The following is a 22,928-nucleotide window of genomic DNA, read 5'->3' on the forward strand; positions in this document are numbered from 1 at the left end:
CCCGGCGCCTTGCCCACCCGCCCGCCCGACTCGGTGGGTTGAGAGGTGGCCCTCGCCTCGGGGCTTCGCCCCGGACCCCGGGCGGGGACTGCGTCCCTGCACCCCTGCCGGGGGCTGCGCCCTTGCCCAGTCCGCGCTCCTGCCCGGGGGCTGCGCCCGAGTGGGCCAAGTAGGTCGGGCCGTGGTTCGCCGGGGGCGACCGCCCCGGCGGCCTTTCCAGCGTCCTTTCCCCAGTTCGACGCCGTTGACGTCCCAGCGTCCGGGCCGCCCGGAGCGCCGAGCACTGCAAGCGCTCAGTCCACCCCTCTGATCCGCCTCACCAGCACCGCCCCCGCCAGGCCGATCACCGCCGCCACCAGGTACAGCACCCGGTAGCCGCCCAGGTACGTCCCGATCGGTGCGGCCAGGGCGGGGGCGGCGACCTGGGGCAGTGCGTTGGCCACGTTGATGACGCCGAGGTCCTTGCCGTGGTCCAGCGCCTTCGGCAGGACGTCCGTCATGAGGGCGAAGTCGACCGAGGTGAAGACGCCGAAGCCCACGCCCAGTACCGCCGCCGCGACGATCGCCCCCGGCCAGGTCTGCCAGACGGCCAGGCCCGCCGTCGCCACCGCCATGAGGACCCCCGACCAGATCACGAACGGCTTGCGCCGGCCCAGCCGGTCGGACCAGACGCCGCCGACGACCACCGTGGCGAGCAGCGTCACGCCGTTCACGGCGGTCAGGATCAGGACGCCCTCGTCGGGGTCGGCGTGGTGCAGGCGGTCGCGGAGGTAGTACAGGAGGTACAGCAGGACCAGCGCGTTGCTGAGGTTCATCAGGAAGCGGGTCAGCCAGGCCCAGCCCAGGTCGGGGTAGCGGCGCGGGCTCAGCCAGAAGCCGGAGAGGAAGCCGCGCCAGGACCACGCGGGGCGATCCTGCGGTGCCAGGCGGAGATCCTCGTACCGGCCCACGTACGGCAGCACGCCCAGCGCCGTGAACACCGCGCAGGCCACATAGCCCGCTCCTACGCCTCCGGCGACCGTCGCCAGGGCCGTACCGCCGACCACACCCAGGATCTGGGCCGCGCCCAGCCAGCCGCCCACCGAGCCCCGTTGGAGGCGTGGGACCCGGTCGGGGACGGCCGCCGTCACCGCGGCGAAGGCCGCGTTCAGGGTCAGTTGGACCAGGCACCAGCCCAGGACCATCCACCACACGCCGTCCGCCGCTCCCAGCAGCAGCAACGACAGGGCGCCGCCCGCCGCGCCGGCCACGATCCACGGCGTCCGGCGGCCGTGGCGGGAGGTCGTGCGGTCCGAGAGGGCGCCGAAGAGGGGGTTGGCGGCCAGGGACACCACCGCGCCCACACCCGTCACCCAGGCCAGCATCGTCTCCTTCGACATGCCGGAGCCGGGCGCGAAGTCCTCGGCCTGGGAGGCCAGCAGGATCTGCAACGGGCCGTACCAGCCCACCCAGATCGCCCCGTTGGCCAGGGCCAGGGCCGCCGTCCAGCCCCGGCCCATCCGGTCGACCGGCTCGGCCAGGGCGCCGGGAGCGGGGCGCGTGGTCGTCATCTCTGCGCCCGCAGCACGTCCCGCAGCCAGGTGTACGACGCCTTGGGGGTGCGGGTCAGGGTGTCGAAGTCGACGTGGACCAGGCCGAAACGGCGCGCGTAGCCCTCCGCCCACTCGAAGTTGTCCAGCAGGGACCAGACGAAGTAGCCGCGTACGTCCACCCCGGCGGTCACCGCGTCGTGCAGGGCGCGGATGTGACCGTCGAGGTAGGCGATGCGAGCCTGGTCGTCGACGCCCTCGTAGCTGCAGCCGTTCTCGGTGATGACGACCGGGGGGAGGCGGTCGCCGTAGCGGTCGCGGAAGGTGGTCAGGAGTTCCGTGAGGCCCTCCGGGACCACCGGCCAGCCGAAGTCCGTCACCGGGACGTCCTCGATCTCCCGGACGGAGAAGGGCAGTTCGGCCGGCATGCGGATCCCGCCGAACTCGATCTCCGTGCCCTGCGGGGCGCCCACCCGCGTCGGGGCGTAGTAGTTGATGCCGTACCAGTCGACCGGTTCCGCGATCACCTTCAAGTCGGACCGCACGTCCCCGGGCATCAACTCGCCCAGTCCTTCCGGGTATTCGCCCAGCAGGACCGGCTCCGCGAACAGCCTGTTCAGCAGGACGTCGTAGAAGGCCGCCGCGTCCAGGTCGGCCTGCTCCTGGGAGGCCGGCCAGGTCGGGCCGTGGGAGTTGGCGATACCGATGTCGCTCGCGCCGCCCGCCCGCAGGGCCTGTACGCCCAGGCCGTGGGCCAGGAGCTGGTGGTGGGCCACCGGGAGCGCGTCGAAGAGCAGCTGCTTGCCGGGGGCGTGGGTGCCCAGCGCGTGGCCCAACAGGGTGTGTTCGGCGGGCTCGTTGAGGGTGATCCACTTCTTGACGCGGTCGCCGAGCCGGTCCACCACCACCGAGACGTACTCGGCGAAGCGGTACGCCGTGTCCCGTTCCAGCCAGTCCAGCCGGGCCGGCAGGTCCCAGTGGAAGAGGGTCGGGACGGGGCGTACGCCGGCCGTCAGCAGCTCGTCCACCAGACGGTCGTAGAAGTCGAGGCCCCGCCCCTTGTCGAACAGGGCCCGCGGCCAGGAGATCGAGAAGCGGTACGCGTCCACGCCGAGGCCCGACAGCAGCGCCACGTCCTCGGGGTGGCGGTGGTAGTGGTCGCAGGCCACCGCCGCCGTCGAGCCGTCCTTCACCCGGCCCGGCTCGGCCGTGAAGGTGTCCCACACGGAGGGCTCGCGTGCGTCCACCGCCCCCTCGATCTGGTGGGCGGAGGTCGAGACACCCCACAGGAAGCCGGCCGGGAACTGGGGGATCGGGTGCGCCGCGTCGCGCGGATCGTTCGCCATGGGCGGGATCATCCTTACCGCCGGGTAAGGAAGTCAACGCCCTGGCGGGAACTGTCAGTTACGCCCTTTCTACGCCCCCTTCTAGGCCCCTTCCTTCAGCACCCGCGAGATCAGCTTGCGCTGCTCCTCCGTGAGCCGGGGATCGGCCGCGTATACCGTCGTGCCGTCCACGGTGATCTGGTAGCTGAAACCGTCCGGAACCCCGATCGGGGGCACGCCCCCGCCGGCGGCGACCGCCTTCTCGGCCAGGGCGTGCCACTCCTGGGCATCGGGCCGCCCCGAGGTGTCCACCTCAGCGTGCCGCTCGATGCCCGCGAAGCCGCCCGTGCGCCGCACCTGAATCCGCATGGGTTCCTGTCTAGTACGCGGTCACAGGATCCGCACCCCGACCTGCTCCCACGCCTTCTCCACGGCCTGGAACTCGTCCCCGCCGTCGCCGAAGCGCTCCCGCGCGGCCTTGACGGTCAGTCCGGCGAAGTCGGTGAAGAGGGCCTTCTCCGAGAGCTCGCCGCCGGTCAGGACGTCGTACCAGATCTGGCCCGCCTTCTCCCAGGCGAAGCCGCCGATGGCGGTGGCGGTCAGGTAGAACGCGTGGTTGGGGATGCCGGAGTTGATGTGGACGCCGCCGTTGTCGCGGCCGGTGCGGACGTAGTCGTCCATGGTCGCGGGCTGCGGGTCCTTGCCGAGGACGTCGTCGTCGTACGCGGTGCCCGGGGCCTTCATGGAGCGCAGTGCCTGGCCGGTCACGCTCGGGGCGAGGAGGCCCGCGCCGATGAGCCAGTCGGCCTCGGCGGCGGTCTGGCCGAGCGAGTACTGCTTGATGAGGGAGCCGAACACGTCGGACATCGACTCGTTGAGGGCGCCCGGCTGGCCGTAGTAGGTGAGGTTCGCCGTGTACTGGGTGACGCCGTGGGTCAGCTCGTGGCCGATCACGTCGATGGAGTTGGTGAAGTCGACGAAGATCTCGCCGTCGCCGTCGCCGAACACCATCTGCTCGCCGTTCCAGAAGGCGTTGTTGTAGTCCTCGTCGAAGTGGACCGTGGCGTCCAGCGGCAGGCCGTCGCCGTCGATGGAGTGGCGGCCGTAGGCCTTGAGGAAGAGGTCGAAGGTGGCGCCGAGGCCGGAGTAGGCGCGATTGACCGTGGCGTCCCGGCCGGGCTCCTCGCCCTCGCCGCGGACCTTGGTGCCGGGCAGGTCGGTCCTGTGCTCCGCGTCGTAGACGGTGCGCAGCGGCTGGTCCGACGGAGCCTTCGCCGTCGGACCGGCCCACAGGCGGAACTCGGTGGTCACGCGGCGCCGGGAGCGCAGCTCGCTGTCGCGCACCAGGGTGCGCTGCGCGGGTCCGGAGAGTGCGGGGTTGTCGTGGCGCGCCAGCCGGTCGAGGACGTGGGGCGGTACGACGGTGCAGAAGACGGGCTCGAAGCCCCCGTGAGTCGTCATGCTCGGCACCCTTGCACTGCGTCATACCGCTGTCACCACCTGCAACCATGATTGGTGGAAAACAGTGACAAAGGGCCCCCATCGGTGTCCTTGAGTGGTATCGAGGCGTGCCGGAAGTGGTGTAGCGCACGTTTTGTCCTGTTCATCCACCCGGTCCCGCATACTGGAACAGGCCCGCGTGCCCGATGCGGCTCGGCTAGAGTGCGGAGCACTATGCGTTTCGGGCTGCTTCTCCTTAGCTGCCGCGGCGAGGGCCTGTAGTCGAGGCCGACCCCCTCCCCGCGGAGCTTGGTGTTGCGTCGTCGGCCGTCCTTCCGGACACCCTGAGGAGCAACCGCACCATGGCGAACCGCCAGCAGCCCAGCCACATGCCGATCCACAAGTACGGGCAGTACGAGCAGGTCGACATCCCCGACCGGACCTGGCCCGGCAACCGGATCACCGCCGCTCCCCGCTGGCTCTCCACCGACCTGCGCGACGGCAACCAGGCCCTGATCGACCCGATGTCGCCCGAGCGCAAGCGCCGGATGTTCGACCAGCTGGTCAAGATGGGCTACAAGGAGATCGAGGTCGGCTTCCCCGCCTCGGGCCAGACCGACTTCGACTTCGTGCGCTCGATCATCGAGGAAGAGGGCGCGATCCCGGACGATGTCACCATCTCCGTGCTGACCCAGGCCCGCGAGGACCTGATCGAGCGGACCGTCGAGTCCCTGAAGGGCGCCAAGCGGGCGACCGTCCACCTGTACAACGCCACCGCGCCCGTCTTCCGCCGGGTCGTCTTCCGCGGCTCCAAGGACGAGATCAAGCAGATCGCCGTCGACGGCACGCGTCTGGTGATGGAGTACGCGGAGAAGCTGCTGGGCCCCGAGACCGAGTTCGGCTACCAGTACTCGCCCGAGATCTTCACCGACACCGAGCTGGACTTCGCGCTGGAGGTCTGCGAGGCGGTCATGGACGTCTGGCAGCCCGGCCCGGGCCGCGAGATCATCCTGAACCTGCCGGCGACCGTCGAGCGCTCCACCCCCTCCACCCACGCCGACCGCTTCGAGTGGATGGGCCGCAACCTCTCCCGCCGCGAGTACGTCTGCCTGTCCGTCCACCCCCACAACGACCGCGGTACGGCCGTCGCCGCCGCCGAACTGGCGCTGATGGCCGGCGCCGACCGCGTCGAGGGCTGCCTGTTCGGGCAGGGCGAGCGCACCGGCAACGTCGACCTGGTCACCCTGGGCATGAACCTGTTCTCCCAGGGCGTCGACCCGCAGATCGACTTCTCCGACATCGACGAGATCCGTCGTACGTGGGAGTACTGCAACCAGATGGAGGTCCACCCGCGCCACCCGTACGTGGGCGACCTGGTCTACACGTCCTTCTCCGGCTCCCACCAGGACGCCATCAAGAAGGGCTTCGACGCGATGGAGGCCGACGCGGCCGCCAAGGGCGTCACCGTCGACGACATCGAGTGGGCGGTGCCGTACCTGCCGATCGACCCGAAGGACGTCGGCCGCTCCTACGAGGCGGTCATCCGCGTCAACTCGCAGTCCGGCAAGGGCGGAATCGCGTACGTCCTGAAGAACGACCACAAGCTGGACCTGCCGCGCCGGATGCAGATCGAGTTCTCGAAGCTCATCCAGGCGAAGACGGACGCCGAGGGCGGCGAGGTCACCCCGAAGGACATCTGGGCGGTCTTCCAGGACGAGTACCTGCCGAACCCGGGCAACCCGTGGGGCCGGATCCAGGTACGCAACAACCAGTCGACCACCGACACCGACGGCGTGGACACCCTCACCGTCGAGGCCGAGGTCGACGGCGTGGAGACCACCCTGGTCGGCACCGGCAACGGCCCGATCTCCGCGTTCTTCCACGCGCTGCAGGGCATCGGCATCGACGCCCGCCTGCTGGACTACACCGAGCACACGATGAGCGAGGGCGCCTCCGCGCAGGCCGCCTCGTACATCGAGGTCGCGATCGACGACAAGGTCCTGTGGGGCATCGGCATCGACGCGAACACGACGCGTGCCTCACTGAAGGCGGTCGTCTCGGCCGTCAACCGCGCGGCGCGCTGACCACTCTGACCGGGAGTTCTGGGCCCCGGCCGCCGGAAACGGCGGCCGGGGCCCGTCGTATCTCGGCCATCCGGGCGTGGAGGTCACGGAAAGGTATCGTGCTGGGGGCTGACTCAGGCAGCCGGATGTTGCTAACATCACGCAGACGTGCGGCGATGTGGCCGCGCGGTTACGGAGGTGCGACGTGCTGCCAGGACGGGGACGAGACGGCCGTGCCACCGGGCTTGCCCGCATGCTGGGCACCCGCACCGCATGGACGCCCGTCGGGGACGGCGAGTTCTTCTGCCCCGGCTGCGGCGGCGACCGCAACTACCAGCGACTGACCGGCCAGCGGCGCTTCACCCTGCTGGGGGTGCCCGTGCTGCCGCGCGGCGCGAGCGGGCCGGTCGTCGAGTGCGCCGCCTGCCGGCGCCACTTCGGCACCGACGCGCTCGACCACCCCACCACCACCCGCTTCTCCGCGATGCTCCGCGACGCCGTCCACACCGTCGCCCTCGCGGTGCTGTCCGCCGACGGCACCTGTGCCCGTACGTCCCTGGAGACGGCGGCCGTGGCGGTGCGCGCGGCCGGCTTCCCGGACTGCACACAGGAGCAGCTCGCCGCCCTCGTCGACGCCCTGGCCGCCGACACCGGCCGCGCCTACGGCGAACCGTGCGCCCCCGGGCTGGCCATAGAGCTCCACGAGGCCCTCGACCCGCTCGCCCCGCACCTCGCGCCCGTCGGCCGCGAATCGATCCTGCTGCAGGGTGCCCGCATCGCCCTGGCCGACGGCCCGTACACACCCGCCGAGCGGGAGGTGCTGGCCACGGTGGGCGCCGCGTTGACGATCCGCGCGGACGACGTGACCCGACTGCTGGCGGCGGCACGGACGCCGTCCTGACCGCGGTCCCGTTACTCCCCGGGGAGTAGTCCCGCCGCCCGGCCACCCCCGGCAGTACTGCTCGACTCGCCCTCGCGCCCGACGATTTCACCCTTCCACGCCGGAAGTCTGGAAGCCGCAACCGGACATCCGTGCCGAAGGGAGGGCCCGACTCATGAGGGCCGGGAAAACGAAGGGCGGGCGCGCCGTCCCGTGGGTGGTGCTCGCGCTGTGGGTGGGCGTGCTGGCGATCGCCTCACCGTTCGCCGCGAAGCTCGCCGACGTCCAGCACGACCGAGTCACCGACTATCTGCCCGCGAGCGCCGACTCCACGAAGGCCGCCGAGCTCCAGGAGAAGCTGCCGGGCGGCGAGACCACCGAGCTGGTGCTGGTCTACCACCGCGACGGCGGGCTGACCGCCGCCGACCGGGCCACGGCGCGGGAACAGGTCACGCGGGTCGCGGGGGAGCACGCGCTGACCGGTACACCGCAGGGGATCCCGTCCGAGGACGGCACCACCCTCATGTACCCCGTCGCCAGCAACGAGCCCGGCACGGACGAGAAGAAGCGCGACGCCTTCGTCGACGCGGTCCGTGAAGTCGCGCACGGCGAGGGCGCCTTGACGGTCGAGGTGGGCGGGACGGGCGCGCTCGCCACCGACGCGAGCGAGGTCTACGACTCGCTCGGCGGGCCGCTGCTCTACACCACCGTCGCCGTCGTCGCCGTCCTGCTGATCATCATCTACCGCAGCCCGGTGCTGTGGCTGGTGCCGCTCGTCGTCGCCGGGATCGCCGACTACCTGTCCATGGGCGTGGCCTACGGCCTGAACCAGGCCTTCGGGACCTCGGTGTCCGGCCAGAGCTCCGGCATCATGACCATCCTCGTCTTCGGCGCCGGCACCGACTACGCCCTGCTGCTCGTCTCCCGCTACCGCGAGGAACTGCGCCGGATCGAGCGGCCGTACGACGCCATGCGGGCCGCCCTGCGCGGCTGCGGACCCGCCGTGCTCGCCTCCTCCGGGACCGTCGCCGCCGGACTGCTGTGCCTGCTCGCCGCCGACCTCAACTCCAACCGGGGCATGGGCCCGCTCGGCACCGTCGGCGTGCTGTGCGCGCTCGTCGCCATGCTGACCCTGCTGCCCGCCGTCCTCGTCCTGCTCGGCCGCCGGGTGTTCTGGCCGCTGGTGCCCGCCTACGGCAGCGCGCCCAAGACCCGCCGGTCGCTGTTCGCCGCGATGGGCACCTCCGCAGGCCGGCGCCCGCTGACCGTGCTGGCCGGGGGAGCGGTGCTGCTCGGCGCGCTCGCCCTCGGCGCGCTGAACCTGCCCGGCACGGTCAGGCAACAGGACTCCTTCGTGGACCCGCCCGAGTCGGTCACCGCCATGGAGACCCTGGTCCGGGCCTACCCGCAGGGCTCCGCGCAGCCCATCGACGTGCTCACCCCGGCCGCCCGCGCCGACGCCGCGCTCGCCGTGATCCAGGGCGTCGACGGCGTCGACAGCGCCCGCAAGGGCCGTACCGGGGGAGGCTGGACCGAGATCTCCGTGACCGCGTCCGCCCCACCCCAGTCGGCTGCCGAGACCGCCACCATCGAACGGCTGCGGGAGCGCCTCGACGGCTCCTACGTCGGCGGCGACAGCGCCCAGCAGATCGACCTGAAGGACACCAACGCACGGGACCGGCTCGTCGTCGTACCGCTCGTGCTGCTGTCGGTGCTGCTCATCCTGGTCGTGCTGCTGCGCTCCCTCGTCGCCCCGCTGCTGCTGACCTTCGCCGTGGTCGCGGTGTGGGGTGCCGCGCTCGGTCTCGGCGGGCTGGTGTTCGGGCCGGTGTTCGGCTTCGCGGGCACGGATCCGGGGCTGGGGCTGCTGTCCTTCGTGTTCCTGGTCGCCCTCGGCGTGGACTACGGCATCTTCCTCATGCACCGCATGCGGGAGGAGTCGCTGCGGGGCGCCGAACCGGCCGCCGCCGCGCTCACCGCGCTGCGCACCACCGGCGGGGTCATCGCCTCCGCCGGGCTGGTCCTCGCCGCGACCTTCGCCGTGCTGACGAACATGGGGCTCGTGCAGCTCGTCGAGCTGGGCTTCGTCATCGCCGTCGGGGTGCTGCTGGACACCTTCCTGGTCCGCACCTACCTGGTGACCAGTGCGAGCGTGGCGCTGGGCCGGAGGGTGTGGTGGCCGGGACGGCTGTCGCGGGCGCCGGAGCCGGAACGGACACATGCGCGTGAACCGGTCGCCGGCTGATCCGAGGGCGCCCCTCCCTGCCGGAGGGGCGCCCGCTCGGGCAGGATGGTGGCGGGGGAGAGGGGGAGCGGTGGAGCGCTGGGTGGGGCACCCCCGTGCCGACGTCTGGTCGGCCGCGGGGATGACCGTCGTGGACTCCGTGCTCGCTCTGCTCGCCGGCGACGGGCGCCGGCCGGACGAACTGGGCTGGACCCTGCTGCTCGCGGCGCATCTGCCCCTCGTGTGGCGCAGGCGCCGCCCGCTGCTCGTGCTCTGCCTGATGCTGCCGCTGATCGCGACGTACCACAGCCTCGACTACAACCACACCGCGCCCCTCCTGCCGACCATGGTGGCCCTCTACACGGTCGCCGTGACCAGCACGGCCCGCCGCACCCTGGTCGTCGGCACCGTCGTCCTCGGGGTGACGCTCGTCATCAACGGGATCACCAACCCCGAAGGGACGGTCGAGTTCCTGCGGATCTTCGGCTGGGTCGTCGCCGTCCTGGCCTTCGGCGGCTACATCCGCGTCCACCGGGAGAACGCCGCCGCCGCCCTCGAACGCGCCGAACGCGCCGAACGCACCCGCGAGGAGGAGGCCCGCCGCCGCGTCGCCGAGGAACGCCTGCGCATCGCCCGTGACCTGCACGACCTGCTCGCGCACAGCATCACCCTGATCGGCGTGCAGACCTCCGTCGCCGCCCACGTCCTGGCCGCCGACCCCGACCGCCTCGACCGCACGGCCGTCGCCCAGGCCCTCGACGACATCGCCGAGACCTGCCGCAGCGCCCGCGGTGAACTCCGTACGACGCTGGAGGTGCTGCGGGAACAGGAGGCCGACGTGGGGGAGACGCGCGGGCCGCTGCCCGGACTGCACGGCCTGCCCGACCTCGCCGAGACGGCCCGGGCGGCCGGAGCCGAGGTGGAGCTGTCGGTTCGGCGGGGAGGCGAGCACACCGTGCCGCCGGCGGTCGGCGCGGCCGCCTACCGGATCGTCCAGGAGGCCCTCACCAACGCCGTACGACACGGCGGGCGGGACGACCTGAGCGTGCGGGTGAGCGTGGACGACGACGGGGACGCCCTGCGGGTGACCGTCAGCGACGACGGGGCCGGGGCCGGTGCCGGGACGCCCGGGTTCGGGCTGGTCGGCATGCGGGAGCGGGCGCGCAGTGTCGGCGGCACGCTGGAGGCGGGGCCGAGGGACGGTGACGGGGAGGGCTTCGAGGTGCGAGCCGTACTGCCGACCGGGGGGAAACGATGAGTGCGATCCGGGTACTGCTCGCCGACGACCAGACGCTGGTGCGGGCCGCCTTCGCGATGCTGGTCGAGTCAGCGCCGGACATGGCGGTGGTGGGGGAGGCGGGCAGCGGACGCGAGGCGGTGGCCCTCGCCCGCAGCGCCCGCCCCGACCTCGTCGTCATGGACATCCGCATGCCCGACCTCGACGGCATCGAGGCGACCCGGCTGATCGCCGCCGACGAGGACCTCACCGGGATGAAAGTGCTGGTGCTGACCACCTACGACACCGACGAGAACATCGTCGAGGCGCTGCGCGCGGGCGCCTCCGGCTTCCTGGTGAAGGACACCCGCCCCGCCGACCTGCTCGACGCCATCCGCACGGTCGCCGCCGGAGAGGCGCTGCTCTCGCCCGGCCCGACGGCCCGGCTGATCGCCCGCTTCCTGCGCAGCCCCGCCGCCGCACCGCCCGCGACCGGCGGACCCGAGTCCCTGTCCGAACGGGAGCGCGAGGTGCTCGCCCTGGTCGCGCGCGGCCTCACCAACACCGAGATCGCGGAGACCCTGGGCCTGAGCCCGCTCACCGCGAAGACCCACGTCAGCCGCATCATGGGCAAGCTGGGCGCACGGGACCGCGCCCAACTCGTCATCGTGGCGTACGAGTCGGGGCTGGTGACACCGGGGACGACGTGAGCGACCGCCACGCGCCGACCCCTAGGGAAGGGTCTTCTCGTACGACTTGTCGGTGTCGGAGTCGTACACCAGCTTGCCGGAGGCGTCGTAGCCCTTGATGTGCGGGGCGACGGTGACCTGCTGGTTCAGGACGCCGGCGGCGACGAACCAGCCGTGGTCCAGGGCGGCCGTGGCGCTGCTGTCGCCGTAGGAGACGGTCACCTTGGCCACCGAGGGCTCGACCGTGCCGATCAGCCCCCAGCGGAACGGCAGCTTCCAGTTGCCCTTGTCCAGGAACGACTGCTGGTAGAGCGTGCCGCTGTTGATGTCGGCCCACACCGGACCCACCTCGGGGCCGCCGGCATCGGCCGAGCCGGTGCTGATGCCGGACGCCTCCCCGTCCTTGACGTTGCAGATCACCCGGAAGCCCGCGGGCTGCTCCTTCACCGCGACGACATACATGCCGTCGCCGGGGGAGTTGGAGTCCCCGGTGCTCTTCATGGCCAGGATGATCCGGTAGTCCGCGGCCTTGCCCAGGTAGCTCTTGTCGATGCCGCCCGAGTCGTGCTCCTTGTCGAAGGCGATGCACTTCTCCAGGCCGTCCGCGGCCTGCTCGAACGTCACCCCGTCCAGCAGCTGCCCCGCCGTGGCCGGCCCGGTGGGTCCGGCGGGCGGCCGCGTGGGGGTCGCGGACGTGCTGCTGTGCGGGGCGCTGACCGACGTCATCGGTGCCGCCGGGTCAGCGCCCCGCCCCCCGTTCCCCCCGTTCCCCCCGGCCACGGCGTACGCCCCCGCCGGCACCGCGGTCAGCGTCACCAACGCCGCCCCCACCGCCGCCATCCGCCGCCGCCGCTCCACCACGCCCCGCCGTCGGATCGCCGGGTAGGGCGCGGGCGCGGGGTGGATCGTGGCGGCGTCCTCCGCGAGCAGTTCCCGCAGCCGCTCCTCGAAGTCCCGCTCGACGTCCCGCTCGTCCGCTGCCTCGTGGTTCACTTTCCGCCTCCCCGCCCGGACATCGTGCGCCCCTGGCGCGCCAGCCCCGGATACGTACGCAGTTTCGCCAGCCCCTTGGAGGCCTGGCTCTTGACCGTGCCGGGCGAGCAGCCGAGCACATCGGCCACCTCCGCCTCCGACAGGTCCTCCCAGTAGCGCAGGACCACCACGGCCCGCTGCTTGGCGGGCAGCCGGGCGAGCCCGTCGAGCAGCGACCCGCGCATCTCCACCTGTCCGGCCGCCTCGTCGTGCCGCGCCCGCTCGGGCGGCGCCGCGGTCAGCGCCTCGGTGACCCGCCGCTTGCGGAACCGGTCGCTGTTGCAGCTGACCAGCATCCGCCGGACGTAGGCCTCCGGGTTGTCGCTGCGGGATATCCGCCGCCACGACCGGTACGCCTTCGCCAGCGCGGTCTGCGTCAGGTCCTCCGCGTGGTGGACATCGCCCGTCAGCAGATACGCGGTCCGCACGAGCCGTGACCACCGCGCTCTGACGAACTCATGGAACTGAGCCTCTAGTTCGGCCTGCATCCAGCACCCTCCTCGCCCTCCAGACCACCGGTCGGGCCGAATCGGTTGCCCGGGATCCGGCACCGGGTTCGAATGGGGGCCATGGAGAAGGAGACGGAGAAGGAGACGGGGACGGAAACGGAGAAGGACGAGGGGGCCTGGCAGCCGGGGCGGCCCGGTGTCCTCGCGTTGCCGTCGGGGCGGCTGGTACGCGGACGCGGCCTGCGCCGGCCCCTCGACCCGACGGCGCCCACGCCCGCGTACGGCCTCTACCTCCTCGGCTCCCGGCCCCCGCAGGTCCCCTGGGAGGCGCGCTGGATCCGCTGGCCGGACTTCCGGCTCCCCGCCGACCGGGCGGACGCCCGAGCGGCGCTCGTGGAGGCGTGGCGGCGGGCGGCCGACGAGAGGGTCGAGGTCGCCTGCGGGGGCGGGCGCGGGCGTACGGGGACGGCGCTGGCGTGTCTGGCGGTGCTGGACGGCGTGCCGGCCGGGGAGGCGGTCGCTTTCGTGCGCCGGCACTACGACCGGCACGCCGTGGAGACGCCCTGGCAGCGGGGCTACGTACGGAAGTTCACGCGCGAGGGCGCCGCGGACCTCACAGGCTGAGCGTCATGAGGAGGCGGTCGGCGCCCGGACCGAAGTAGTCCTTGCGGGGGCCGCCGGGGTCCGCGGTGAAGCCCAGGGACTGGTAGAGGGCGATGGCCGCGTGGTTGCGCGGCTCCACGGAGAGCGTGACGGAGTGGACGCCCTCCGCGCGTAGATGACCCAGGATCTGTGTCATCAGCTGTTTTCCGAGGCCCTGCCCCCGCAGGCCGGGAACGATGCCGAGGCTGAGGATCCAGCTCTGCGCGGCGTTCGGCGGCGTCGACAGCACATAGCCGACCAGGCCCTCGCCGTCGTCCAGCACGAACACGAAGTCCGGGAACGAGGCCAGCAGCTGACGGAGCACGAAGTAGGGGTACGGGTCGGCCGGGAAGGCCTCCGCGTCCAGACGGACGATATGGGGGAGATCCTCCTCCGTGGCTGCTCGGATCCGTAAGCGCCTTACTCCGGACACCTGGCTCACTGTCGAACCGGCGACCGACGGAAAACGATCTCCGGGAAGAGGAGTCATACCGTCCCCTTGTGAAGGATCGACAAAGCGAATGGCACGTGCGGTGGCTCTCGTGCTGACTCTTGTGCGATATGCATACCTGATCGTCCATCATTGCCCGGTGCATCCAGGCCTTCAAGACCTCCGCGTCCTGCTAGGCTGAACCAATGACCTCGGGACCGCGCGCCGCCGACCAAAAGCTGAATGACGAAGTGCTCTGGGACACCTTCGATCCCGATGAGTACATCAAGCGCAATTACCTCGAGATCCAGTCCGTGGACAGAGAGATCCTCACCCGCGTGCGCGATCACTTCCGAGATCATTTCGGCGCGGACGGCGGTCGCGTCGGTTCCGGTATCGACGTGGGCGCGGGGCCCAATCTCTATCCCGCCCTCGCCATGCTCCCCTGGTGCGACCGGATCACGCTCCTGGAGCGGTCCGAGAGCAACCTGCGCTACCTCAGGAGCCAGCTCTCCGGCTACGACGCCAACTGGGACCAGTTCTGGGAGGTCCTGAAGAGCGGTGCCGACGGCGCGGGCCAGGCATACGCCGAGCTCGGCACGGACCCCAGAGTGCGCTTCAAGGAAGCGGTCCAGGAACCCGTCGCGGGCAGTCTCTTCGACCTCTGCGGCGGAACGGAGCGCTGGGATCTCGGCACGATGTTCTTCGTCGCGGAATCCATCACCACCTCGCTCGACGAATTTCGCCGGGGCGTGGGCTGTTTCATGAGCGCCCTGAATCCCGGCGCGCCCTTCGCCGCCGCGTTCATGGAGCATTCCGAGGGCTACAGCGTGGGCTCCCAGGAATTCCCCGCCCGTGATATCGACCGGACCGAGGTGACATCAGCGCTCGCGGATTACGCGGAGGGTGTGGAGATCCATCGCATGGCGAATCCGAAGCAACTCGTGCGCACGGGTTACACGGGAATGATCCTCGCCTGCGGGCGACGGAAAAGCTGACCCGATCCGTTCTTTTTCCGTGCTGACGGGCCTGTGCGAGGGGAATGGGCATGCAGATCAAGCCGAGACAGAATCTGCTCGAAGTGTGGCAGGCCGTCGCCCGCCATTCCTTCGACGGCGGTGAATGGGACTGGGGCGAATGGGGCGGCCGCAGCAGCGTCGCCGACGCGGAGCGATTGCTGTGCCTGCTGTACCCCGCCACCGAGATCGCCGCGTTCCGTCTCGACGACCCCGACACCACCCAGCGGGACGTGGAAAAGGCGCTGCGGAGCGCGGGCGACTCCATCGGGATTCCCGGGAACCTCGTCAAGGTCCTCAGTGAGTTCATGGAGATTCACCGCGGCGAGGAGAGCCCCACCTTCTCCGGCGGCTACTACTTCGCCCCCGAGGACCCCCGGCAGGAACTCACCAAGGAACAGCGGGGCGTGGGGGTGGTCGACTCCTACTCCATGTCCGTCACCCTGTGCCTCGCCACCCTCGGCTTCCTCAAGGTCTACCGGGGCAAGACCCAGCGCGCCAGCACCCTCGCCCAGATCGACCGGCTCTGGGAGGCCACCAGCGCCCGGCTGACCGCGGCCATGGTGAGCCTGCTGCGCTCCTTCACCGTCAACGTCGTCGACGTCTCCTCCGACCAGGGACAGGCCCTCACCCGCCTCCTCGGCCAGGGCCGGCTCTCCGAACGGCAGGTCATGCAGCGGTTCCAGGACCGCTTCAAGCAGTTGCGCGCCGTCATCAGCGAGAGCCTCATCCTCGGCCTCGACAGCGACGTCACGGACGAACTGCGCAACGAGAACCGGCTGTTCGAGTGCGGCTGGGCCTGGAGCCTGGTGAAGGGCGCCCCCGAGGTCGAGGTGGAGCCACAGACCGCCGAGGGCATCGGCAAACAGCCCGAGGGCGTCGCCCACCCCACGCCCTACCTGTACTTCACCGTCGTGGCCCTCGACGGCATCCCCGACCTGTTCTCCGAGCGCACCCTCGTCCTCGGTCTGCTCACCGTCGAACAGCAGAAGCTCGCCGACGCGCTGCGGCTGCGCTGGGAGATCACCCAGCAGTACTGGTCGGCCATCGCCCGCTTCGGCGACGGCACCTGGCCGCTGGAGGAGATCCCCTGGCGCACCACCCTCCAGCAACTGGAGTCGCCGTACTTCTCCCTCTCCGTCGCCTCCATCCTCGTCCACGACCTGGTGCGCCGCCGTGCCACCGACGACGACCTCACCCGCACCGTCAAGGTCATGGAACGCCTCGCCGAACGCGGCCGGATCACCAGCGGCATGACCCGCGACGACCCCGCGATCGGCCTGCACAACCCGGGTGTCACCCTGCCCCTGCTGGGCAGCGACGCGCTGGGCCCCGCCATGAAGTGGACGATGACGGACTTCTCCGCGCAGCTGCTCAAGCGGACCATCCAGCTGTGCTCGCTGTCGCGGAACATCGCCTCCCAGGACCGGCTGCTGCGGCTCGCCGAGGACATCCTCGACCACCTCTGGCAGCGCCGCGTCACCGACGGCGAGGGCGTCGGCCTGTGGGACAACGTGCACGCCGTCTACCCCGACTCCGAGGTCCGCCACGAGGGCCCGTTGTCCTGGAGCATCACCGAGCGCGTCACCGAGTGCATGGTCGCCGCGCACGCCCTCTACGACCAGCCGCCGATCCGCAGCGCCGAACTCTCCCTGCTGGCAAGGGCGTTGCTCAGTGAGGCGGCCCACCTCTTCGGCAAGGAGCAGATGGAACAGCCCTCCGCCGCCCTCAAGAGCCCCCAGGGAGAACAGATCAAGGGCATCGAGGCGGACCTGCGCCGAGCCCGCCGTCTCGTCGACGAACAGCCCGGCACCGCCTACGCGTTGGCCCTCGGCGTCCTGACCCGGCTGGACTCCCTCGCCCGCGCCCGCGGTGACGCCGGGTCCCAGGGGGTGTGAGGCGTGCTCGTCTTCGCCGCCTCCGACAAGGGGGGCACCGGGCGCTCCGTCACCAGCGCCAACCTCGCCTACCACCTCGCGCTGGACGGGGACGACGTCTGCTACCTGGACTTCGACTTCGGCTCGCCCACCGCGGCCGCCGTGTTCGACCTGCCCGACGTCCTCTCCGAGGCCGAGGGCCGCGGCCTGCACTCGTACCTCCAGGGCAAGACCGGAGAGCCCCTGCGGGTCGACGTCTGGTCCCGCACCGAACACCCCCAGCTGCGCCGCCGCCGGCCCGGCGGATCCGGGCGGCTGTTCCTGCTGCCCGGAGACCGAACCGGCGGCGAATTCGTCACCGACGACGAGAATCTGCACCGGTGCGTGGACCTCGTACTGCGTCTGAAACGCGAATTCGACGTCATCATCGTCGACTTGAGCGCCGGACGCAGTTATGCGATGGACCTCGCGCTCGCCGCCACCTCACCGCGCGGCGGACTCGGCCGCCTGAAAACCCGTTGGCTCGTCTATCACCGCTGGACCCGCCAGCATGTGATGGCCGCCGCCGAACTCGTGTACGGCAAACAGGGAATCGTGCAGGCGGGTGTCGCCATGCACCACGACGTGGACTCGCTTTCCGCCGCGATCCGCTTCGTACGGGCCGCCGTACCCAATCTCGAGTCGCCGCTGTGGTCGCAGGTATCGCCCGCGCAGTACGAGTGGATGCGGACGTGCGACACACAACTCGAGGAAATCGCGGCGGGCCGCGGCATCGGCAGGACCCGTGTGCTGTCGTCCATTCCACTGGAACCCGTCCTGCAGTGGCAGGAACGCCTCATCACCGACGCGGACGTGCACGACAGCCGCATCGCCCATGTGGAGACCTGGCAGAAGATGGGCGAACTCGCCCAGCGCCTGACCGACGACAAGTACTGGGGGCAGCTGTGAGCGGACCGGGAACCGTCTTCCGCGAGACCAGCGCCCAACCGGCCACCAAATCCGTGCCCTTCTCCCATCTCTCCCTGGAATTGGGCCACTTGTACATGGAGGACTTCGTCGAGGGCCCCGACCGGCTGCGCGCTCACTTCGCCGCCGTACGGCCCTGGGTGGACGCCGCCCGGGCCGGCGTCGGCCCGCTGCCGACGGGCAAGCGGCCCAGGATCAGCACCTGCTTCCTGATCGACGACTACTTCAGCCGGCTGTCCACCCCCGCCGAACTCGTACCGCCCCTCCTGGCGGCGGCCGCCGAGGCGGGCCTCACGATCGACTACCTGGCCCGCGAGTCCGGCTGCGCCGTCGCCCAGCCGGGCCGGCCCGACCGGGCCGAACTCGCCGAGTCCGTCCTGCACCGGCTCGTGGAGTCGCCCCCGCCCGGCAGCAACGGCTTCCGCCCGCCCGTCAGCCGCACCGGCTGGCTCACCAACGGCCGCCGCACCCCGACCCGGCGCACCTCCCCCGCCCTGGTCCGCACCGGCGCCGCCTGGGAACCGCCCAGCGAGACCGGCGCCCGCGGCCACTCCGTCTTCATGGACGTCGAACTGTGGAGCGGACCCGAGGACGAGCGCACCTGGTCCTGCGCCTTCCTCGCCTCCGTCTGGCAGCTCGTCCGGCTCGGGCTGCTGCGGGACAACGGCGAACCGGTGCTGACCCCCGCCGCCTGGGACGCCAAGGAGTTCCCCGCCGAGTGGGACGCCCTGCCGCCCGTCGTGCGCCTCAACCCGCTGGCGGCGCCCTTCACCGCGTACGCCACCTGCAGCATCCTCCCGGCCCGGTTCCTGCCGGTCGAGCACGCCGTCCGCGTCATCCTCGACCAGGTCCATGTGGAGGCCGAGACGTTACGGCAGGTCACCGTGCGCTCCCAGGGGGAGGGGATAGCCGTCCCCGCCGCCGTCGTGGACCGCACCTCCTACGTGTTCCCGCCGGGGCTGTGACATGGGCGCCCCGGGGAAGACCACGGACGCCGTCCTCGCCTGCGGGGAGGTGCGCACCTGCCTGCTGCCCACCCGGGAGGCGGTGGACCAGCAGGTCGCCGAGCGGCTGCTGCGGCTGCGCGCCGACGAACCCGTCCGGGTCTCCAAGCGCCCCAACCGGTACGCCGTCTCCCCGGAGGTCCTCACCGGCGTCGACTGCCGGCTGCCCACCGCGGGCGGCTCCAAGGTCCGCGCGGTCGGCACGGTGACCTCCCGCGCGGCCATCGTCGAGGGCCGGGTCCTCCAGGCCACCGCCTACTTCTCCGCCCCGGCCGACGGCCCCGACCGGCGCCGGCCGTGGGGGTACTACCTGGTCCGGCCCGGCGTCCTGGTCCCCATCGGCAAGGTGTCCCAACGGGCCGTGGCGGAGGGCTTCCTGACGGGAAATCACCCGGAGGAGCTGGACGTCGGCTCGATCGCCGAAGGCCAGCTGTCGAGGATCTCCCGTCTGCTGCTGGACTCCTTCGACCCGCCGCTCACCACCACCGACACCCGGGTCCGCTGGGCGGCGTCACCCGCCGTCGACGGCGACGAGCCGTCCCTGCGCTTCACCGTCGCCGACGACGGCCTGCGCACCCTCGACCTACGGCTGCCGCCCGGTACCGCACCGGCCGCGGTGGCCGCGCTGTGCGAGGACCTCGCCCTGCACGACTGGCTGCTGACCACCGTCGTCGACAAGCTCGACGGCCTCCGGCTCGGCTCCTCCGACGGCAGGGCCGCGCTGAAGGTCCTGCGCCCGCTCGTCGACCACCTGCTGCACCTCTGGCTGCCCAAGGCCCGCGTCGAGCGGCCCCTGGAGGCCCTGTGGGACGCGCTGGAGAAGGAGCCCGGGTTCAGCCGCCAGTGGGAGACCCAGGTGCGGCGCATCCGCGACCAGCTGCTTCTGCAGGCCATCCTCACCCAGCGGGAGGCCCTCGGCGCCTCCCTGACGACGTCCTGAAGACATCGGCAAGACATCCGAGAAGACATCTGAGAAGAGCTCCGAGAAGAGACCCGAGAAGACATCCGCACGACTTCTGTTCGCGCACGATCCCAACGGGGGGAGAAAGAGAGTGAGTGCACCGACGAACTCGTTCGGGGGCGGCCCGCAGCGGCGGCCCGACGGTGACAACGCACGGCAGCTGACGCTGAAACTGCTGGTCACCGTGGTGGTGGGTGGTGTGGTCTACATCCTCACCAACGTCCTGCTGCCGAAGGAGGAGGGACCCTGGCAGCTGGTGCTGTCGGTGCTGTGCGGCGGCACGGTGCTGATCGTGCAGTTCATGGCGTCGTTCGTGAACCAGCTGGGCGAACTGAAGGACGTGGTGGAGAAGCGGTTCGCCGACATCGGCGAGGCGACCAAGCTCTTCAACGAGGTGGAGAAACTGCGCGGGGACGGGGTGCCCCGGCTCGCCGAACACGCCACCAAGGTCGTCTCCATGGGACCCGAGATCCTGCACGAGTTCGCACACGAGGAGATCAACCGTCTGGCCGGACAGATGGAGAAACTGACCAACCTCGCCGCCGAGTGCCCCGGTGAGAACCACGACTGGCTCATCAACCTCACCAAGGGCACCAGAACGAGTCTGGAAGCCGTCAGCACCACCGTCGTCGACGACGGCTTCTGGACCAGTGAGCCGGCGGGCCGCTATCTCATCGCCCAGGGACAGGCGGTCGCACGGGGCGTGGCGGTCAAGCGCGTGTTCATCATCAAGGAGGGCCAGGACAGTGACTCCCTGGCCGCCCTCGCCGCGATCTGCAAGGAGCAGTCCGAGAAGGGCATCGAGGTCCGGGTGGTGTCCCAGGAGAAGATCGCGCGCCGGCTCGGCCGCGGCACGATGATCGACTTCATCGTCTTCGACCGGGCGATGTCGTACGAGATCAAGGCGGACCATCTGGGCGGGATCTCGTCGACCACGGTGAACGCCCGCCCGGAGGAGGTCCAGACCCTCATCGACCGGTTCACCACGATCTGGCAGGCCGCCAAGGCCCCGGACGAGGAGCCCACGCTGAACGGCCTGCTGAACGGCGTGCCCGACACCGTCCCCGTGCTCACCAACGGGACCGACCCGGACGCCGCGTGAGGCGCCCGGGCCGGTCCCGGCCCGGACGCCTCAGCCGAGCGTCGCCGCCAGCAGCCCGGCCGTCTCGACGATCAGGTCGTGGTCATAGGCCGCGTCCCGGTCCGGCTTGGTGAGCTGAACCACCAGTACCACCGGGGCGCCGTCCGGCGTCCAGGCGATCCCGGCGTCGTTGTTCGCGCCGTACCAGCCGCCGCCGGTCTTGTCGGCGAGCGTCCACGTCGAAGGCAGCCCCTTGCGGAAGCGGTTGACGCTCGTCTCGTTGGCGAGCATCCAGTCCGTCAGCCGCCGCCGGTCGCCGGGCTCCAGCGCCCCGCCGAGCACCAGCCGGGCGTAGGACCGGCCGATCGCGTACGGGCTCGTGGTGTCGGTCACCCGCCACGGCTCGGCCGAGTTCAGCTCCGGCTCCCAGCGGTCGAGGCGGGTGACCCGGTCGCCGACGGAGCGGGCGAAGCGGGTGATCGCGGCCGGGCCGCCCAGCTCGCGCAGGAGCAGGTTCGCGGCCGTGTTGTCGCTGCGGCAGATGGCCGCCTCGGACAGTTCGGCGACGGTCATGCCGTCCGCCACGTGATCCTGGGTGACCGGGGAGTTCTCCACCACGTCGTCGGCCGTGTAGTGGATGCGGCGGGCCAGCACCTCGCCGTCGCGGTCCAGATCGCGCAGCACGGCGGCGACCGCGAGGACCTTGAACAGCGAGCAGACCGGGAAGCGTTCGTCGGCCCGGTACCGCACGGAGTGCCTGGTGCGGACGTTGTGCGCGAAGACGCCGAGACGGGCGCCGTGCTGCTTCTCCAGGGCGCGCAGGCGGGCGGTGACGTCGTCCTCGGCGGCACGCGCGGAGCCACTCGCGAGCCCCGTCAGCAGGGTGGCCGCGGTGGCGGTGCCGGCGGTGAGGAGGGTACGGCGATGCGTCGAGCCTGAGATCGTTCTCTCCGTTCGTCGGGGATGCGGTCAGGAGGCCTCGGCGGTCTCTTGGGCCTCCCTAGGGCCTGTGTGATGTTGTGATCAACCAGTTGGCTTCAGGAGGTCGTTGATCCAGATCATCGAGGCGCGGAGATGGAGGCCGGCGAGGTAGCTCTCGGGCGTCTTGTCGTATCGAGTCGCGATTCCCCGCCAGGCCTTCAGCTTGTTGATCAGGCGCTCGACGGTGTTCCGTTCCTTGTAGAGATCGACGTCATGGCGTGTGGGCCGGCCGCCCCGGCTGCCTTTCTTCTTCCGGTTGGCGGCTTGGTCCTTCTTCTCCGGGATGACTGCCTTGATGTTGCGTTTGCGCAGGTAAGAGCGGTTGGCGCGGGACGAGTAGGCCTTGTCCGCGGCGACAGCGTCAGGCCGGGTTCGGGGACGGCCGACAGGCAGACGAACCCGCACCTTGTGCAGCACGGGCACGAACTGCGGGCTGTCGGCGGCCTGTCCTGCGGTCAGCACGAGGCATAGCGGACGGCACTTGCGGTCGGCGGCGAGATGAATCTTGCTCGTCAGCCCACCACGGGATCTGCCCAGCAGGGCTTGCTTCAAGCGGAGCTTGCGCCGTCGTCTGACGCGCCACCGCTCTTCCCGTTCGGGGTCGTCACTGCCGTCCTGCCCGTTCTGTTCCGGCGGGCCGCCCCCTTTTGCCGGGCCCGCTCCTGCTCGGCGGCGGCTTCCTCCAGGGCGTCCATGACCTCCTTGCCGATGCGCATCCCGGCGGCGTCGTGATGGGCGCGGGCGGTGGTGGAGTCCACGCTGACCAGGGACAAGTCCGTCTTCCCCTGGCGAGCGGCCTCAGCGATCACACCTTCCAGCAGCGCGGTGAAGACACCGGCGTCCCTCCACACCCGGAAGCGACCGTAGACCGTCGGCCACGGGCCGAACTCGCCGGGCATCTCCCGCCACTGACTGCTGGTGCGGAACCGCCAGATCACCCCTTCGAACTGCTCCCGCAGCCGTCCGGGGTACGGGCCGTACTCGCCTATCGGCAGGAACGGCTCGATCAACTTCCACTGGTCGTCGGTGAGTTGGCTACGCGTCACGATCGTCTTCCTACCGGATCCGCCTGACCGGCGGATCCGGATCCCAAGATTGATCACGACATCACACAGGCCCTAGT

The 22,928-nt window shown here is 71.0% G+C and carries 20 protein-coding genes and 1 pseudogene; 12 read left to right on the plus strand and 9 right to left on the minus strand.

Going from position 1 to position 22,928, the window contains the following annotated elements:
* Positions 1-293: 293 nt before the first annotated feature.
* The 4 genes from ACPT94_RS41420 to ACPT94_RS41435 all read right to left on the minus strand — a co-directional run bounded on the left by ACPT94_RS41420 (position 294) and on the right by ACPT94_RS41435 (position 4,315).
* Positions 294-1,550 carry an MFS transporter gene (locus ACPT94_RS41420; RefSeq protein WP_425248101.1) on the minus strand — a complete coding sequence of 419 codons (1,257 nt, stop codon included), beginning with the start codon at positions 1,548-1,550 and terminating at the stop codon, positions 294-296.
* The gene (locus tag ACPT94_RS41425; protein ID WP_360347693.1) at positions 1,547-2,875 is read right to left on the minus strand and encodes a GH1 family beta-glucosidase; all 1,329 of its coding nucleotides are present in this window, start codon (positions 2,873-2,875) and stop codon (positions 1,547-1,549) included. Before ACPT94_RS41425 ends, ACPT94_RS41420 begins: the two co-directional genes overlap by 4 nt.
* A gap of 81 nt (positions 2,876-2,956) precedes the next feature.
* Entirely contained in the window at positions 2,957-3,223 is a 267-nt protein-coding gene (locus ACPT94_RS41430; RefSeq protein ID WP_360347696.1) for a protealysin inhibitor emfourin, read from the minus strand.
* A gap of 21 nt (positions 3,224-3,244) precedes the next feature.
* A complete protein-coding gene (locus tag ACPT94_RS41435; protein WP_360347699.1) occupies positions 3,245-4,315 on the minus strand; it encodes a M4 family metallopeptidase in 1,071 nt (356 codons plus the stop codon).
* Between the two features lie 341 nt (positions 4,316-4,656).
* Here ACPT94_RS41435 and leuA point away from each other — a divergent pair, with 341 nt between their 5' ends.
* The 5 genes from leuA to ACPT94_RS41460 all read left to right on the plus strand — a co-directional run bounded on the left by leuA (position 4,657) and on the right by ACPT94_RS41460 (position 11,387).
* A complete protein-coding gene (leuA, locus tag ACPT94_RS41440; protein WP_360347702.1) occupies positions 4,657-6,378 on the plus strand; it encodes a 2-isopropylmalate synthase in 1,722 nt (573 codons plus the stop codon).
* Positions 6,379-6,562: 184 nt separating this feature from the next.
* On the plus strand, positions 6,563-7,258 hold the full coding sequence (locus ACPT94_RS41445; RefSeq protein WP_425248102.1) for a TerB family tellurite resistance protein: 696 nt from the start codon (positions 6,563-6,565) through the stop codon (positions 7,256-7,258).
* 154 nt (positions 7,259-7,412) lie between these two features.
* Positions 7,413-9,482 carry an MMPL family transporter gene (locus ACPT94_RS41450; RefSeq protein ID WP_425248103.1) on the plus strand — a complete coding sequence of 690 codons (2,070 nt, stop codon included), beginning with the start codon at positions 7,413-7,415 and terminating at the stop codon, positions 9,480-9,482.
* A 121-nt stretch (positions 9,483-9,603) separates the two neighbouring features.
* Positions 9,604-10,719: a sensor histidine kinase gene (locus ACPT94_RS41455; RefSeq protein ID WP_360347828.1), complete on the plus strand. Its 1,116-nt coding sequence runs from the start codon at positions 9,604-9,606 to the stop codon at positions 10,717-10,719.
* Positions 10,716-11,387, plus strand: a complete 672-nt coding sequence (locus tag ACPT94_RS41460; RefSeq protein WP_360347710.1) for a response regulator — start codon at positions 10,716-10,718, stop codon at positions 11,385-11,387. Before ACPT94_RS41455 ends, ACPT94_RS41460 begins: the two co-directional genes overlap by 4 nt.
* A 21-nt stretch (positions 11,388-11,408) precedes the next feature.
* Here ACPT94_RS41460 and ACPT94_RS41465 read toward each other — a convergent pair whose 3' ends face one another.
* Together ACPT94_RS41465 and ACPT94_RS41470 are read right to left on the minus strand one after the other, a co-directional pair.
* The gene (locus tag ACPT94_RS41465; RefSeq protein WP_425248104.1) at positions 11,409-12,359 is read right to left on the minus strand and encodes a hypothetical protein; all 951 of its coding nucleotides are present in this window, start codon (positions 12,357-12,359) and stop codon (positions 11,409-11,411) included.
* Positions 12,356-12,886, minus strand: coding sequence for a SigE family RNA polymerase sigma factor (locus ACPT94_RS41470; protein WP_425248105.1), 531 nt, complete (start codon positions 12,884-12,886; stop codon positions 12,356-12,358). The genes ACPT94_RS41465 and ACPT94_RS41470 overlap by 4 nt, the downstream gene beginning before the upstream one ends.
* A gap of 81 nt (positions 12,887-12,967) precedes the next feature.
* Here ACPT94_RS41470 and ACPT94_RS41475 point away from each other — a divergent pair, with 81 nt between their 5' ends.
* Positions 12,968-13,471, plus strand: a complete 504-nt coding sequence (locus tag ACPT94_RS41475) for a phosphatase domain-containing protein (RefSeq protein ID WP_425248106.1) — start codon at positions 12,968-12,970, stop codon at positions 13,469-13,471.
* Here ACPT94_RS41475 and ACPT94_RS41480 read toward each other — a convergent pair.
* On the minus strand, positions 13,461-13,922 hold the full coding sequence (locus ACPT94_RS41480; protein ID WP_360347720.1) for a GNAT family N-acetyltransferase: 462 nt from the start codon (positions 13,920-13,922) through the stop codon (positions 13,461-13,463). The two genes, ACPT94_RS41475 and ACPT94_RS41480, sit on opposite strands and share 11 nt — an antisense overlap.
* A 203-nt stretch (positions 13,923-14,125) precedes the next feature.
* Between ACPT94_RS41480 and ACPT94_RS41485 the strand changes: the two genes are divergently transcribed.
* The 6 genes from ACPT94_RS41485 (at position 14,126) to ACPT94_RS41510 (ending at position 20,845) form a co-directional block, all read left to right on the plus strand.
* Complete coding sequence (locus ACPT94_RS41485) at positions 14,126-14,917, plus strand: SCO2525 family SAM-dependent methyltransferase (RefSeq protein WP_425248107.1); 792 nt, start codon at positions 14,126-14,128, stop codon at positions 14,915-14,917.
* 50 nt (positions 14,918-14,967) lie between these two features.
* Positions 14,968-16,833 carry an SCO2524 family protein gene (locus ACPT94_RS41490; protein ID WP_360347725.1) on the plus strand — a complete coding sequence of 622 codons (1,866 nt, stop codon included), beginning with the start codon at positions 14,968-14,970 and terminating at the stop codon, positions 16,831-16,833.
* Between the two features lie 3 nt (positions 16,834-16,836).
* Positions 16,837-17,760 (plus strand): SCO2523 family variant P-loop protein, encoded by a 924-nt coding sequence (locus tag ACPT94_RS41495; protein WP_360347728.1) that lies wholly within the window; start codon positions 16,837-16,839, stop codon positions 17,758-17,760.
* Complete coding sequence (locus ACPT94_RS41500; protein WP_360347731.1) at positions 17,757-18,743, plus strand: SCO2522 family protein; 987 nt, start codon at positions 17,757-17,759, stop codon at positions 18,741-18,743. Before ACPT94_RS41495 ends, ACPT94_RS41500 begins: the two co-directional genes overlap by 4 nt.
* 1 nt (position 18,744) lies before the next feature.
* Positions 18,745-19,722 carry an SCO2521 family protein gene (locus tag ACPT94_RS41505; RefSeq protein ID WP_360347734.1) on the plus strand — a complete coding sequence of 326 codons (978 nt, stop codon included), beginning with the start codon at positions 18,745-18,747 and terminating at the stop codon, positions 19,720-19,722.
* A gap of 112 nt (positions 19,723-19,834) precedes the next feature.
* Positions 19,835-20,845, plus strand: a complete 1,011-nt coding sequence (locus ACPT94_RS41510; RefSeq protein ID WP_360347736.1) for a DUF6879 family protein — start codon at positions 19,835-19,837, stop codon at positions 20,843-20,845.
* A 30-nt stretch (positions 20,846-20,875) separates the two neighbouring features.
* Here ACPT94_RS41510 and bla read toward each other — a convergent pair whose 3' ends face one another.
* Positions 20,876-21,766, minus strand: a complete 891-nt coding sequence (gene bla / locus ACPT94_RS41515) for a class A beta-lactamase (RefSeq protein ID WP_425248108.1) — start codon at positions 21,764-21,766, stop codon at positions 20,876-20,878.
* Between the two features lie 81 nt (positions 21,767-21,847).
* Positions 21,848-22,851 (minus strand): annotated as a pseudogene (locus tag ACPT94_RS41520) (IS5 family transposase).
* Positions 22,852-22,928 lie beyond the last annotated feature (77 nt).

Origin of the sequence: Streptomyces aurantiaciflavus, from assembly GCF_049808595.1 — a bacterium.
Lineage (GTDB): Bacteria > Actinomycetota > Actinomycetes > Streptomycetales > Streptomycetaceae > Streptomyces.

Excerpts from the sequence above, each read along its gene's own strand:
- ACPT94_RS41425 (WP_360347693.1), bottom strand. The coding sequence starts at position 2,875 with ATGGCGAACGATCCGCGCGACGCGGCGCACCCGATCCCCCAGTTCCCG.
- ACPT94_RS41450 (WP_425248103.1), top strand. The coding sequence starts at position 7,413 with ATGAGGGCCGGGAAAACGAAGGGCGGGCGCGCCGTCCCGTGGGTGGTG.
- ACPT94_RS41485 (WP_425248107.1), top strand. The coding sequence starts at position 14,126 with ATGACCTCGGGACCGCGCGCCGCCGACCAAAAGCTGAATGACGAAGTG.
- ACPT94_RS41430 (WP_360347696.1), bottom strand. The coding sequence starts at position 3,223 with ATGCGGATTCAGGTGCGGCGCACGGGCGGCTTCGCGGGCATCGAGCGG.
- ACPT94_RS41460 (WP_360347710.1), top strand. The coding sequence starts at position 10,716 with ATGAGTGCGATCCGGGTACTGCTCGCCGACGACCAGACGCTGGTGCGG.
- ACPT94_RS41455 (WP_360347828.1), top strand. The coding sequence starts at position 9,604 with ATGACCGTCGTGGACTCCGTGCTCGCTCTGCTCGCCGGCGACGGGCGC.
- ACPT94_RS41490 (WP_360347725.1), top strand. The coding sequence starts at position 14,968 with ATGCAGATCAAGCCGAGACAGAATCTGCTCGAAGTGTGGCAGGCCGTC.
- ACPT94_RS41435 (WP_360347699.1), bottom strand. The coding sequence starts at position 4,315 with ATGACGACTCACGGGGGCTTCGAGCCCGTCTTCTGCACCGTCGTACCG.
- ACPT94_RS41470 (WP_425248105.1), bottom strand. The coding sequence starts at position 12,886 with ATGCAGGCCGAACTAGAGGCTCAGTTCCATGAGTTCGTCAGAGCGCGG.
- ACPT94_RS41420 (WP_425248101.1), bottom strand. The coding sequence starts at position 1,550 with ATGACGACCACGCGCCCCGCTCCCGGCGCCCTGGCCGAGCCGGTCGAC.
- leuA (WP_360347702.1), top strand. The coding sequence starts at position 4,657 with ATGGCGAACCGCCAGCAGCCCAGCCACATGCCGATCCACAAGTACGGG.
- ACPT94_RS41505 (WP_360347734.1), top strand. The coding sequence starts at position 18,745 with ATGGGCGCCCCGGGGAAGACCACGGACGCCGTCCTCGCCTGCGGGGAG.
- ACPT94_RS41475 (WP_425248106.1), top strand. The coding sequence starts at position 12,968 with ATGGAGAAGGAGACGGAGAAGGAGACGGGGACGGAAACGGAGAAGGAC.